13 protein-coding genes are annotated in these 12,266 nt (G+C 64.5%); 5 read left to right on the forward strand and 8 right to left on the reverse strand.

What is annotated here, in order from left to right:
- Position 1: 1 nt before the first annotated feature.
- Complete coding sequence (ltnD, locus tag ACVIW0_RS25630) at positions 2-913, reverse strand: L-threonate dehydrogenase (protein WP_461354876.1); 912 nt, start codon at positions 911-913, stop codon at positions 2-4.
- Between the two features lie 177 nt (positions 914-1,090).
- Here ltnD and otnC point away from each other — a divergent pair, with 177 nt between their 5' ends.
- Together otnC and ACVIW0_RS25640 are read left to right on the forward strand one after the other, a co-directional pair.
- Complete coding sequence (gene otnC, locus ACVIW0_RS25635) at positions 1,091-1,747, forward strand: 3-oxo-tetronate 4-phosphate decarboxylase (protein WP_461354877.1); 657 nt, start codon at positions 1,091-1,093, stop codon at positions 1,745-1,747.
- Between the two features lie 31 nt (positions 1,748-1,778).
- Entirely contained in the window at positions 1,779-2,066 is a 288-nt protein-coding gene (locus tag ACVIW0_RS25640; RefSeq protein ID WP_461354878.1) for a hypothetical protein, read from the forward strand.
- A gap of 112 nt (positions 2,067-2,178) precedes the next feature.
- On the opposite strand, the gene ACVIW0_RS25645 is transcribed toward ACVIW0_RS25640, so the two are convergent.
- The 6 genes from ACVIW0_RS25645 to ACVIW0_RS25670 form a co-directional block, all read right to left on the reverse strand.
- Positions 2,179-2,883 (reverse strand): ABC transporter ATP-binding protein, encoded by a 705-nt coding sequence (locus tag ACVIW0_RS25645; protein WP_461354879.1) that lies wholly within the window; start codon positions 2,881-2,883, stop codon positions 2,179-2,181.
- Positions 2,867-3,613, reverse strand: coding sequence for an ABC transporter ATP-binding protein (locus tag ACVIW0_RS25650; protein ID WP_456798394.1), 747 nt, complete (start codon positions 3,611-3,613; stop codon positions 2,867-2,869). The genes ACVIW0_RS25645 and ACVIW0_RS25650 overlap by 17 nt, the downstream gene beginning before the upstream one ends.
- A complete protein-coding gene (locus tag ACVIW0_RS25655; RefSeq protein WP_461354880.1) occupies positions 3,610-4,596 on the reverse strand; it encodes a branched-chain amino acid ABC transporter permease in 987 nt (328 codons plus the stop codon). Before ACVIW0_RS25655 ends, ACVIW0_RS25650 begins: the two co-directional genes overlap by 4 nt.
- Entirely contained in the window at positions 4,596-5,474 is an 879-nt protein-coding gene (locus ACVIW0_RS25660; RefSeq protein WP_456755936.1) for a branched-chain amino acid ABC transporter permease, read from the reverse strand. The genes ACVIW0_RS25655 and ACVIW0_RS25660 overlap by 1 nt, the downstream gene beginning before the upstream one ends.
- A gap of 31 nt (positions 5,475-5,505) precedes the next feature.
- Complete coding sequence (locus ACVIW0_RS25665) at positions 5,506-6,747, reverse strand: ABC transporter substrate-binding protein (RefSeq protein WP_461354881.1); 1,242 nt, start codon at positions 6,745-6,747, stop codon at positions 5,506-5,508.
- Between the two features lie 84 nt (positions 6,748-6,831).
- Positions 6,832-7,650, reverse strand: a complete 819-nt coding sequence (locus ACVIW0_RS25670; protein WP_461354882.1) for a putative hydro-lyase — start codon at positions 7,648-7,650, stop codon at positions 6,832-6,834.
- Between the two features lie 119 nt (positions 7,651-7,769).
- Here ACVIW0_RS25670 and ACVIW0_RS25675 point away from each other — a divergent pair, with 119 nt between their 5' ends.
- The 3 genes from ACVIW0_RS25675 (at position 7,770) to ACVIW0_RS25685 (ending at position 11,019) form a co-directional block, all read left to right on the forward strand.
- Complete coding sequence (locus ACVIW0_RS25675; protein ID WP_461354883.1) at positions 7,770-8,687, forward strand: LysR family transcriptional regulator; 918 nt, start codon at positions 7,770-7,772, stop codon at positions 8,685-8,687.
- Positions 8,688-8,827: 140 nt separating this feature from the next.
- Complete coding sequence (locus ACVIW0_RS25680) at positions 8,828-10,078, forward strand: Zn-dependent hydrolase (protein ID WP_456755940.1); 1,251 nt, start codon at positions 8,828-8,830, stop codon at positions 10,076-10,078.
- Between the two features lie 29 nt (positions 10,079-10,107).
- Positions 10,108-11,019, forward strand: a complete 912-nt coding sequence (locus ACVIW0_RS25685) for an NAD(P)-dependent oxidoreductase (protein WP_461354884.1) — start codon at positions 10,108-10,110, stop codon at positions 11,017-11,019.
- Between the two features lie 105 nt (positions 11,020-11,124).
- Here ACVIW0_RS25685 and ACVIW0_RS25690 read toward each other — a convergent pair whose 3' ends face one another.
- Positions 11,125-12,198, reverse strand: coding sequence for a tartrate dehydrogenase (locus ACVIW0_RS25690; RefSeq protein ID WP_461354885.1), 1,074 nt, complete (start codon positions 12,196-12,198; stop codon positions 11,125-11,127).
- Positions 12,199-12,266: the final 68 nt, after the last annotated feature.

Here is a 12,266-nt window from a genome sequence, read left to right on the forward strand (position 1 = left end):
CTTATTTCGCGCCGGGAAGCTTGGTGCCGGTGACCTGGGCATACATCCGCGCTACCGAGGCATCGTCGTCGCGGCCCATGCCGGCCGCCGCGGTCATCAGGAACATCTGCAACGCGGCGGCGGAGACCGGCACCGGGAAGCGCGCATTGCGTGCCATGTCCTGGATGATGCCGAGGTCTTTGACGAAAATCTCCACCGCGCTGCGCGGTGCATAGTCGCCGTCGAGCACATGCGGCATGCGGTTCTCGAACATCCAGGAATTGCCGGCGGAGGCCGTGATCACCTCATAGACCTTGCGGATGTCGAGGCCCTGCTTGGCGGCAAAGGCGATCGCCTCCGAGGCGGCGGCGATGTGCACGCCGGCCAAGAGCTGGTTGATCATCTTGAACGCGGCGCCCTGCCCGGCGGCATCGCCGAGCTCGTAGAGTTTCGCGGCCATCGCATCCAGCGCCGGGCGCGCCTTTGCGAACGCTGCCGCGCTGCCGGAAGCCAGGATCGTCAGCTCACCCTGCGCTGCGCGTTGCGCGCCGCCGGAGATCGGGGCATCGAGATAGTGCCGGCCGGTCGCCTCGAGCTGCTTTGCGAGCCGCCGCGCGATATCGGGGTCCATCGTCGCCGAGGAAATGAAGACCGCGTCCTTGGCCAGGGTCTCGGCGGCGCCGTCCTTGCCGAACAGGATGGCTTCGGTCTGCGCCGCATTGACCACGACGCTGACGACGATGTCGGCATCCCTGGCCGCCTCGGCCGGCGTCTTCGCGCCCTTGCCGCCGTCGGCCACGAAGCGCGCGACGGCATCGGCCGATACGTCGCAACCGGTCACCGCAAAGCCGGCCCGTTTGAGCGAGGTTGCCATGCCGTATCCCATCGAGCCCAGCCCGATGACGGCGACGTGTGGTGTTGCGGAACTGGACATAAGGCGATCCTCAAACTTTTACTTGATTGCGCATGGAACGGTTTCCCATCTTTCCGGATCATGCGCTTTTGCTGCTTGCCTATCACGGCTTGGCCGCGCTGCCAAAGCATGAGACAAAGCGGAAAACGGATAGCGCCAACGCAAATAAGGCGGGCGACATAAGGTAGGCGACAGCGGATGAGCGAAACAAGGCTTCGTGAGGACATCTGCCGCTTCGGCCGCTCGCTGTTCGAGCGCGGGCTGACGCCGGGCTCCTCGGGCAATATCAGCGTCCGGCTCGACGACGGCGGCTGGCTGGTGACGCCGACCAACGCCTCGCTCGGCTTCCTCGATCCGGCGAAAATGTCGCGTCTCGACGGCAATGGCCGCCTCCTCTCCGGCGATGCCCCGACCAAGGAAGTGCCGCTGCACACCGCGCTCTACCAGACACGTTCGTCCGCCGGCGCGGTGGTGCACCTGCACTCGACCCATTCGGTCGCGCTGTCGATGCTGCCCGAGATCGATCCGCGTGGCGCGCTGCCGCCGATGACGGCCTATTATGTGATGAAGTGCGGCCAGACCGCGCTGGTGCCGTATTATCGTCCCGGCGACCCCGCCGTTGCCGATGCGATCAAAGGGCTGGCCGGCAAATATTCATCGGTGCTGCTGGCCAATCACGGCCCGGTGGTCTCCGGCGACACGCTGGAAGCGGCGGTGTTCGCCACCGAGGAACTGGAGGAAACCGCAAAACTCTATCTGCTGCTGCGCGGGCTGAACCCGCGCTATCTCTCGCCCGAACAGGTGGCGGATTTGACCAGGACCTTCGGGCTCGTGCTGCCGGATCACCCTCAGTAGACAAGCGGAGGATCGCATGCGGAGGACAGTCATGAAGAGGTTCATAGGCGTGGCATTTGCGGTGCCGTTCGCCGTCGGTCTGGCGGGTTCAGTCGCGCGGACCGAGGAGACCTTGCAAGGCCTGCTGGCAACCCAGCTGCGCGCGCAAGGCTATGCCTGCGACAAGCCGCTCAAGGCGGAACGGGACGACAAGCTCTCGAAGCCCGACAACGAAGCCTGGACGCTGACCTGCAGCAACGCGACCTACCGCGTGAGCCGCGTGCCGGACCTTGCGGCGAAGGTCGAAAAGATCGAAGACGGCAAGGAACAAGGCAAGTAGGCACCAGGATTGCGGTCCTCACCGTCATTGCGAGGAGCGAAGCGACGAAGCAATCCATCCTTCCTTGAGTGGGAGAGATGGATTGCTTCGCGGCGCTCGCAATGACGGTGGGCTACAGCCCCAGATACGCTTTCCGAACATCCGGATTGCCGCTGATCTCGGCCGCTGTGCCCTGCATCAGCACGCGGCCGGTCTGCAGGATGTAGGCGCGGTCGGCAATCTCGAGGCACTCGGCCATCCGCTGCTCGACGATCAGAACGGTCATGCCGGCATCGCGGATGCGTTTGACGGCCTGGAAGATCTCGTCGACGAGCTTTGGCATGATGCCCTGCGACGGCTCGTCGAGCATCAGAAGGCGTGGCCGCGTCATCAGCGCGCGGCCGATCGCGAGCATCTGCTGCTCGCCGCCGGATAAGGTCTCGGCGCGCTGCTCGAGCCGCTCGCCGAGCCGCGGGAACAGGTTGAACACCAGATCGAGCGGCGCATCGCGATTGGCCTCGCTGCGATAGAGGTAGCTGCCGAGCCGCAGATTGTCGCGCACCGAGAGCCGCGGAAACAGCCGGCGGTTCTCCGGCACGAAGGCGATGCCGCCGGCCGTGATGACGTGCTGCGGCTGGCCGTCGATCCGCTTGCCGTCGAAGGTGACGCTGCCCGAACGCGGGCGCTCGGCGCCGGCGATCGACTTCAACAACGTCGACTTGCCCGCGCCGTTGGCGCCGGCGACGCAGACGATCTCGCCCTTGGTGACGTCCACCGACACCGAGGAGATCGCGACCAGGCCCTGATAGGCGGTGGTGACTTCACGCACCGACAGCATGACGATCCCCGAGATAGGCAGAAATGACTTCCGGATTGCGGACGACCTCGGTCGGCTTGCCCTCGACCAGCACCTTGCCGAGGTTGAGTACGATGGCGCGGTCGACCAGCGGCATCACGATTTCCATCACATGCTCGACCATCAGCACGGTGACGCCGGTGGCGCGCACCTTGCGCACCAGCTCGACGCCGGTCTGGGCCTCGACCGGCGTCAGGCCGGTGAGCACTTCGTCGAGCAGCAGCAGCTTGGGCTCGGTCGCCAACGCACGCGCGACCTCGAGCCGGCGCTTCTCAGACGGTACGAGATCGGCGGCGAGCTTGTCGGCGCGCGCGGCCAGGCCGCAGAACTCCAGCACCTCGTAAGCCTTCTGCCGCGCGATGCGCATCTTGGTGTTGCGGATCAGCGCGCCGACGATGACGTTGTCGATCACGGTCATGGTCTCAAAACTCTTGACCACCTGGAAGGTGCGCCCGACGCCGCGCTGGCAGCGCTCGGCCGCCGGCAGCCGGGTGACGTCCTCGCCGTCGAACATGATCGAGCCCTGGGTCGGCGGCAGCACGCCGGCGATCAGGTTGAACAGCGTCGATTTGCCAGCGCCGTTCGGGCCGATCAGGCCGACGATCTCGCCGCGCCCGACCGAGATCGAGACATCGCTGTTGGCGACGAGGCCGCCGAAGCGCTGCCAGACGCCCCGGGTTTCCAGCAGCGGGGTTTCAGGGAGTGCCGTCATCGTGCGGCTCCCTTGCGCCCAGAGAGCATTCCGAACACGCTGACAAGGCCTTTCGGCAGCGCCAGCGAGATCGCGACGATCAACGCACCATAGACGATCAGATCGACGCCGCGCCCCGAACCGCCGACATAGGAGCGGGTCAGCTCGGTCAGCGGGATCAGGATGACGGCGCCAAGCGCCGGCCCCCACAGCGTGCCGATGCCGCCTAACACCGCGGGCAGCGCCATCAGCAGCGAGAACTGGAAGCCCATCACGCTTTCGGGATCGATGTAGGACACGAACTGGGCGTAGAAGCTGCCGCCGATCGCGACCAGGAAGGCCGACACCGCCGCGGCGCCCATCTTGGAATTGAACACCACCACGCCGAGGCTTTCGGCAGCGTCGGGATTGTCCTTCACCGCGCGCCACCAATAGCCCCATTTGGAATCTTCCAGCCACCAGGTGACGAGCCAGGCGACGCAGGCGAGCGTCAGCGCGAAGTAGAGGTAGGGCAGTTTCGAACGGGCGAACTGGAATTTGAGCCAGCTGTCGCCGCGCATCGGGATATCGATGCCGAGCGCAGCGCCGGCCCAATCCCAGTTCTGGATCAGGAGCAGCGCGATCTCGGCGATCACGATGGTCGCGATCACGAAATAATGCCCGCGCAGGCGGAAGCAGAGATAGCCGAGCGCCATCGCGATCACCGCCGAGATCGCCCCGCCCGCCAGCATGCCGAACCACGGCAGCACGCCGAACTTGGTGAACAGGAGCGCGGTGCTGTAGGCGCCGAGGCCGAAATAGAGCGCATGGCCGAGCGAGATCTGTCCGCAATAGCCGGACAGGATGTTCCAGCTTTGCGACAGCGCCGCATACATCAGGGTCAGCACCATGATGTTCTGGACGTAGACGTCCTTGACGAACAGCGGCGCCAGCGCGGCGATCACCGCAAGGCAAAGCGCCACGATCAGGTCACGCCTGCGGCGTTGGGCGAAGTGGGTGTCCATCACATCGATCCGAACAGGCCACGCGGGCGGATGAAGACGACCAGGAGATAGACGGCGTAGATACCGACCGACTTCAGCGACGGCGGCAGGATCAGCGCGGTGGTCGCTTCCACCAGGCCGACGAGGATGCCGCCGGCAAAGGCGCCGAACACGCTGCCGAAGCCGCCGAGCGCCACGGTGACGTAGGCGATCAGGGCAAAGGACGCGCCGACATCGGGATAGACGTAGAAGAAGATCGCCATGATGGCGCCGGCAAGGCCGACCAGCGCCGCACCCAGGCCCCAGCCGAGCGCGAACACCCGGTTCTTGTCGATACCGACGAGAGCCACCGCGCCGGCGTCCTCGCGTGTCGCCTCCAGCGCACGGCCGAAATCGGTGCGGTTGATGAAGAAATACAGCGCGACGAAGGCCACGATCGCGACCAGGGCGCCGATCAGCTGCGGCTCCGGCAGGTAGATGCCGGCGATCGACACCGTCTTGCCGCCGACCCAGGAATTGGTGACGCTGCGATAGTCGGGCGTGAAGAAGAACTGCGCGAGCCCCCGCATCACGATCGCAAGGCCGAAGGTCGAGAAGATCTGCACCATGCCGGCATTGGCCTTGGCGCGCATCGCGAAGCGGACGATCAACAGATAGACCACCGCGCCGAACACGAACAGCGCCGCGGCGACCAACGGCGCCGACAGCAACGGATCGATCGCAAAGAACGCGAACAGGAAGAAGGTCGCGTACATCGCGATCATCAGGAACTCGCCGTGCGCGAAATTCACGACGTCCATCAATCCGAAGATCAATGCGAGGCCTGCGGCGATCAGTCCGTAGAGCAGCCCCATCAAAAGGCCGCTCGCCAGACTCTGGATGATGGTATCGGCTGTCACAGCGTGTTGCCCCCGCCCCCGCGCGCGACCGTCACTTCATCGGCCAGATGGCTTCGGCGACCGCGGCTTGCGCCGGGAACACGGTGACGAACTTGCCGCCGACATATTGCAGCAGCACCGGATCGGCGTCGTTGTTCTGGCCCATCTCGTCGAACTTGATGCGCTTCCACGGCATGATGGTCTGCTCGGCCGGAATGTCGGTCGCGGCGAGCGCTTCCCGGATCTTTTCGCCGTCGGTCGACTTGGCGCGATTGATCGCATCCGCGATCACGAGCAGCGCCATGAACTCGCGCGAGGTGTTGTCGTTGAGGTCCTTGCCCGACCTTTCCTTGAACATGGCGTTGATCTTGCCGACCATCGGCCGCTTGGCCGCGAGATCGAGCGAAAAGCTGCCGCGGGTGATCACGCCGTCGAGCTTGTCGCCGACCGCATCATACAACGCCTTCTCGGAGAAGCCTGCGGCCTGCGCGACGATGGCGCTCGGCTTGTAGCCGAGCTCGGCCATGGTCTTGATCAGCAGGATGCCGTCGGTGGTGTAGCTCGAGGGCATCAGGACGTCGGCATTGGCAGCCTTGAGCTGCTGAACCTCGGCCGACAGCGACGGCGAATTAGCGCGGTACTTGATGTCGGCGACGATCTTGTAGCCGCGCTCCTTGGCCAGCTTGGTCTGCGCGTTCGCCGAGTCCGTTCCGAAGATGGTGTCTTCGTGGAACAGCGCCAGCGTTTCGATCTTGGTACCCTTTTTCTTCATGGCATCGAAGAAGTCGAACATGCCCTTCGAGAACATCTCGTCGTGGGGCGCCGCGCGGAAGAAGAATTTCAGGCCACGGGTATGCAGGCTCGGCGACGAGTTGTCAGCCGAGACGAACGGGACCTGATAGCGTTCGCAGGTCTGACTCACCGTCACCGCGACCGCGCTCTGATAGGTACCGACGATTGCGCAGACCTTCTCCTGGGTGATCAGGCGTTCGGCCTCCGCACGGCCCTTCTGCGGGTCGCCCTGGTGGTCGGCATAGACGAGACGGATCTTTGCACCGCCGAGCCCCGGCAATCCCTCATCCTTCGCGAGCGGCAGATCGAAATCGTACTTCTTGTTGATGATCTCGAGCACGGTCTCGTAGGCCTTCTGCGCGTCGACGCCCATCTGGGCACTGGCGCCCGAAAGCGGGTAGAGCACGCCGATCACCACTTCGGAGGTTTGCGCGCGCGCCATCATCGGCACGAGCGCGGCGGCGGAGGCGCCAAGCAATACGTTACGGCGAGAGATCGTCATCGAAATTTCCCCTTGGTCAGCCTGTTATCGATGTGATGCTTGTAGTTTGCAGTAAAGCCTCAATGAATTGCACGAAATGCCTATTCAAAGCACAGCGAGCTGCTTGTTCCTGAGATCGGTCACCAGCATCAGGCCCGGCGCATGCGTGATCGCAAACGGCAGCTTCGCACTTGCGATCACCGATTGCGGCGTCACGCCACAGGCCCAGAACACCGGAATCTCGTCATCGGCCACGGGCACCGCGTCGCCGTAATCGGGCTTGGCGATGTCCTTGATGCCGATCGCATGCGGATGGCCGAGATGCACCGGCGCGCCATGCACCGATGGAAAGCGCGAGGTGATCTGCACCGCGCGGATCGCATCCGCCGGCTTGAACGGACGCATCGACACCACCATCGGTCCGGCGAACGGCCCCGACGGCTGACAGGCGATATTGGTGCGGTACATCGGCACACGCAGATTGCGTTCGATGTGACGGATCGGCAGCCCCTCATCGAGCAGCGCTTCTTCAAATGAGTAGGAGCAGCCGAGCACGAAGGTGACGAGATCGTCGCGCCAGTACTTGGTGATGTCGGTCGGCTCGTCGGCCACCTCGCCGTCGCGCCAGACCCGGTAACGCGGCACATCGGTGCGGATGTCGAGATCGAGGCCGAGCGCGGGGATACGGGGATCGCCAACGTCGGACATGCCGATGATCGGGCACGGCTTCGGGTTGAGCTGGCAGAAGCGGTGGAAGGCGCCGGCGAGCTTTTCCGGCAGGATCGCGAGATTGCCCTGGACGAAGCCATTGGCGAGACCGGCTGTGGTGACCGAGGCCGTGCCGTCACGGCAGGCGCGCCGCGCCTCGACGCTTGGAAGCACCGCTTCACCCTGAGATCGCTGCACTGCCGCAAAAACGGTCATCGGAGCCTCCTGCCCATAATCTCGACAAGGACAAACCAACACCAAGCGTGATATAATGTCTAATCGTCCTTTCTAATCAAAATCGATAATATAGATTTATCGATCTGGAAAATTCTTCAATGACGGACTTCCGCTCGATCGAAACTTTCCTCTGGGTCGTCAAGCTCGGCAGCTTCCGCGGCGCCGCCCAGCGGCTCAACACCACCCAGCCGGCGATCTCCCAGCGCATTGCCCAGCTCGAGCGCGAGATGGGCGTCAAGCTGTTGAACAGGGATCACCGGGTGGCCTCGCCGACGCCGAGCGGACGGCTGATGATGGTCTATGCCGAGAAGCTGATCGGCCTGCGCTCGGAGATGATGGCCGAGGTCGGCGATCGCTCGGCGATGCGTGGCGCGCTGCGGCTCGGTGTCGCGGAGACCATCGTGCACACCTGGCTGCCGCGGCTGGTCAAGAGCGTCAACGAGATCTATCCGAACCTGTCGCTGGAGATCGAGGTCGACATCACGCCCAATCTGACGCAACGGCTGCTGGCGCAGGAGATCGAGCTCGCCTTCGTGCTCGGACCGATATCGGCGTCCGGCGCCCACAACCATGTGCTGTGCGATTACCCGATCGGCTTCCTGGCGAGCCCGGCGCTCGGCCTCTGCGACGGTCCGGTGGCGCGGCAGGATCTGGCGCGGTTTCCGATCATCACCTTTCCGCGCAAGACGCAGCCCTACGAGACCGTGCGAGCATTGTTCAACGCGCCCGATTTGCCGCCGATCCGGCTGCACGCCTCGACCTCGCTCGCGACCGTGATCCACATGGCCAATGAAGGGCTGGGCATTGCGGTGATTCCGTCGGCGATCGTCGAGAACGAGCTGGCCGACGGCCGGCTGCAACTGCTCGACACCGACCTCAAGCTGCCGCCGCTCACCTTCACCGCGAGCTGGCTCGCCTCCCCCGATGCGGTCGCCATCGAGCGCGTCGCCCATCTCGCCAGGCAGATCGCACAGGCGAGCGTGGCGGTTGACGACGCGAAAGCGGCGCGTCATTGAACGAAGGCCGGAGATGAACTGTCATTCCGGGATGGTCCGAAGGACCAGACCTCAGGTGCGCAACCGCGCACCGGGGAATCTCGAGATTCCGGGTTCGATGCTTCGCCCCGGAATGACCGAATACAAAATGGAATGTCAGCATGAGCCGAGCCGCCACCAACCTGCAGATCGATTCCGCCCGCCTCTGGGGTGCCATCCACGAAACCGCGCAGTTCGGCGCAACCCAGAAGGGCGGCGTGCGGCGGCTGACCTTGAGCGCCGAGGACAAGCAGGTGCGCGACTGGTTCCGCAAGGCGTGCGAGGACGCCGGCCTCGAGGTGCAGATCGACGCGCTCGGCTCGATGTTCGGCTTGCGGAAGGGACGCGACATGTCGAAGCCGCCGATCGGCGTCGGCTCGCATCTCGACACACAGCCGACCGGCGGCAAATATGACGGCATCCTCGGCACGCTCGCCGCGCTTGAACTGGTGCGCACGCTGAACGATGCCGGGATCGAGACCGAGCTGCCGATCTGCATCTGCAACTGGACCAATGAAGAAGGCTCGCGCTTTGCGCCGGCGATGATGGCCTCGGCCGCCTATGTCGGCGATTTCACCACCGACGACATCCTCTCGCGCAAGGACGCCGAGGGCGTGACGGTGGCGCAGGCGCTGGACTCGATCGGCTATCGCGGCGATGCGCCGGTCGGCCGCCAGAAATTCTCAGGCTTCGTCGAGCTGCATATCGAGCAGGGCCCGATCCTGGAGGCCGAGGGCAAGACGATCGGCGTGGTCGATTCCGGCCAGGGCGTGTTGTGGTACGACGGCAAGATCACGGGCTTCGAGAGCCATGCCGGATCGACCCCGATGCCGCTGCGCCGCGACGCGCTGGCGACGCTGTCGGAGATCGTGCTGGCGATGGAAAGCATCGCCAAGAAGCACGGCCCGAAGGCGGTCGGCACCATCGGCGAAGCCGTGATCGCGAGTCCCTCGCGCAACGTCATTCCCGGCGAGATCGCCTTCACGGTGGATTGCCGCAGCGCCGATGCCGCGATCATGGATGCGCTGGATCGCGATCTGCGTGCCGCGGTCGCCGAGATCGCAGCAAAGCGCAAGGTCGAGGTGCAGCTTGACCTGGTCTGGCGCAAGGCGCCGACGCATTTCGATCCGAAGCTGGTCGACGCGGTGGAGAACGCCGCAAAGCAGCTCGGCTATTCGCATCGCCGCATCACCTCCGGCGCCGGCCATGATGCCTGCAACCTCAACACGGTGATGCCGGCCGCGATGGTGTTCGTGCCCTGCAAGGACGGCATCAGCCACAACGAGCTGGAAGACGCTACCCAGCCCGACTGTGCGGCCGGCGCCAACGTCCTGCTGCATACGGTGCTGGCGCTCGCCGGCGTCGCATCCTGACATCTTTCCTTGCTTCGATGGAGGCTTTCGTGCGCGCAGTGTTTGTCGACGCCAATGAATCGCTCGCTGTCATCACCGAGCGGCTGGAAAAACCGGGCGATCCCAGGATGCGGATCAACCGCAACCCGGACATCAAGTCCGAGGATTATCCCGCGGTGCTCGACGGCGCCGAGATCGCGGTGGTCGACCACACCGCGCTGCCGACCGACATTGCAAAGACATGCACCGGCCTGAAGCACGTCGTGTTCCTCGGCACCGGCGCGCGCAGCTACATGAACCCGGAGGAGCTCGCCGAGCTCGGCATCTCCGTGCATTTGATCAAGGGCTACGGCGACACCGCGGTCGCTGAGTCCGCGATCGCGCTGATGTGGTCGTCGGCGCGGGTGATCGCGCAGATGGACCGCGAGATGCGCGCCGGCAACTGGCTGCGCGAAGACGGCATGCAGCTGACCGGCAAGACGCTCGGCCTGGTCGGATTTGGCGGCATCGCCGCCGAGGTCGCCCGCATTGCGCTCGGCAGCGGCATGAAGGTGATCGCCTGGAACCGGTCGCCCAAGAGCCATCCCGGCGTCGCATTCACCGAGCTCGACACCGTGCTGGCGAACAGCGACGTGGTCTCGATCCATCTGCTCTTGAACGACGAGACCCGCGGCATGATCACGCGCGACAGGATCGCGAAGATGAAAAAGGGGGTGGTGCTGATCAACACCGCGCGCGGCGCCATCGTCGACGAGCAGGCGATGATCGATGCGTTGAAGTCCGGTCACATCCGCCACGCCGGCCTCGACGTCTACAACATCGAGCCGCTGCCGAAGGATCACCCGCTGACCAAGATCCCGAACGTGACGCTGTCGGCGCACTCAGCCTTCCGCACGCCCGAGGCGAGCGAGAATTTGATCCACGCGGCATGGGAGCACTGCCGACGGATCGTGAAGGGGTAATCGTCGCAGACCGTAGGGTGGGTTAGCCGAAGGCGTAACCCACCATTTCTGCGGCCATAAAGACGGTGGGTTACGCCTTCGGCTAACCCACCCTACACAGCAACCCTAATCCACCATCTCCGCGACCGCCTTGCCGCACGCAGTGGTGTCGGCGTTGCCGCCGAGATCGCGGGTGCGCAGCGTGCGTTCGCCGAGGGTGCGCTCGATCGCGCCGACGATGGCGGCTGCCGCCTGTTTCTCGCCGAGATGCTCCAGCATCATGGCGCCCGACCAGATCATGCCGATCGGGTTGGCGATGCCTTGACCGGCGATGTCAGGCGCCGAGCCGTGCACCGGCTCGAACACCGAGGGGAAATCGCCTTCCGGATTGATGTTGCCCGACGGCGCGATGCCGATCGTGCCGGTGCAGGCCGGGCCGAGGTCGGAGAGGATGTCCCCGAACAGGTTGGAGCCGACCACGACGTCGAACCAGTCCGGATGCAGCACGAAGTTCGCGGTCAGGATATCGATGTGGTACTTGTCCCACTTCACGCCCGGATAGTTCTTGGCCATCGCCTCCACGCGCTCGTCCCAATAGGGCATGGTGATGGAAATGCCGTTCGACTTGGTCGCCGAGGTCAGGTGCTTCTTCGGCCGCGACTGCGCCAGATCGAACGCGAATTTCAGGATGCGGTCGACGCCGGTGCGGGTCATCACGGTCTGCTGGGTGACGAATTCGCGGTCGGTGTCCGGGAACATGCGGCCGCCGACGGAGGAGTATTCACCCTCGGTGTTCTCGCGCACCACCCAGAAATCGATGTCGCCGGGCTTGCGGTTCGCCAGCGGCGACGGCACGCCGGGCATCAGCCGCACCGGGCGCAGATTGACATACTGATCGAACTCGCGGCGAAACTTGATCAGCGAGCCCCACAGCGAGACGTGATCCGGGATCTTGGCCGGCCAGCCGACCGCGCCGAAATAGATCGCGTCATGCTTGCCGATCTTGTCCTTCCAGTCGGCCGGCATCATCTCGCCGTGCTTCTCGTAATAATCGTAGGAGGCGAAGTCGAAATGATCGAACTTGACGTCAACGCCGTGCTTTCTGGCCGCCGTCTCGACGACGCGCAGGCCCTCCGGCATCACTTCCTTGCCGATGCCGTCGCCGGGAATGACCGCAATTCGATATTGCTTCTTGCTCATCGAGAACACCCTTGTGATTTGCCCGGCCGGCAATGCCGCCTATTCTGATCGCCCTGCAATGGACCAAA

It is taken from the genome of Bradyrhizobium sp. USDA 4454, assembly GCF_054822705.1.

What these genes read in the sequence shown, in the direction of transcription:
- ACVIW0_RS25680 (WP_456755940.1), top strand. Translation starts at nt 8,828, where the DNA reads ATGAGCCGAGCCGCCACCAACCTGCAGATCGATTCCGCCCGCCTCTGG.
- ACVIW0_RS25665 (WP_461354881.1), bottom strand. Translation starts at nt 6,747, where the DNA reads ATGACGATCTCTCGCCGTAACGTATTGCTTGGCGCCTCCGCCGCCGCG.
- ACVIW0_RS25670 (WP_461354882.1), bottom strand. Translation starts at nt 7,650, where the DNA reads ATGACCGTTTTTGCGGCAGTGCAGCGATCTCAGGGTGAAGCGGTGCTT.
- ACVIW0_RS25650 (WP_456798394.1), bottom strand. Translation starts at nt 3,613, where the DNA reads ATGACGGCACTCCCTGAAACCCCGCTGCTGGAAACCCGGGGCGTCTGG.
- otnC (WP_461354877.1), top strand. Translation starts at nt 1,091, where the DNA reads ATGAGCGAAACAAGGCTTCGTGAGGACATCTGCCGCTTCGGCCGCTCG.
- ACVIW0_RS25690 (WP_461354885.1), bottom strand. Translation starts at nt 12,198, where the DNA reads ATGAGCAAGAAGCAATATCGAATTGCGGTCATTCCCGGCGACGGCATC.
- ACVIW0_RS25640 (WP_461354878.1), top strand. Translation starts at nt 1,779, where the DNA reads ATGAAGAGGTTCATAGGCGTGGCATTTGCGGTGCCGTTCGCCGTCGGT.
- ACVIW0_RS25655 (WP_461354880.1), bottom strand. Translation starts at nt 4,596, where the DNA reads ATGGACACCCACTTCGCCCAACGCCGCAGGCGTGACCTGATCGTGGCG.
- ACVIW0_RS25675 (WP_461354883.1), top strand. Translation starts at nt 7,770, where the DNA reads ATGACGGACTTCCGCTCGATCGAAACTTTCCTCTGGGTCGTCAAGCTC.
- ACVIW0_RS25645 (WP_461354879.1), bottom strand. Translation starts at nt 2,883, where the DNA reads ATGCTGTCGGTGCGTGAAGTCACCACCGCCTATCAGGGCCTGGTCGCG.
- ltnD (WP_461354876.1), bottom strand. Translation starts at nt 913, where the DNA reads ATGTCCAGTTCCGCAACACCACACGTCGCCGTCATCGGGCTGGGCTCG.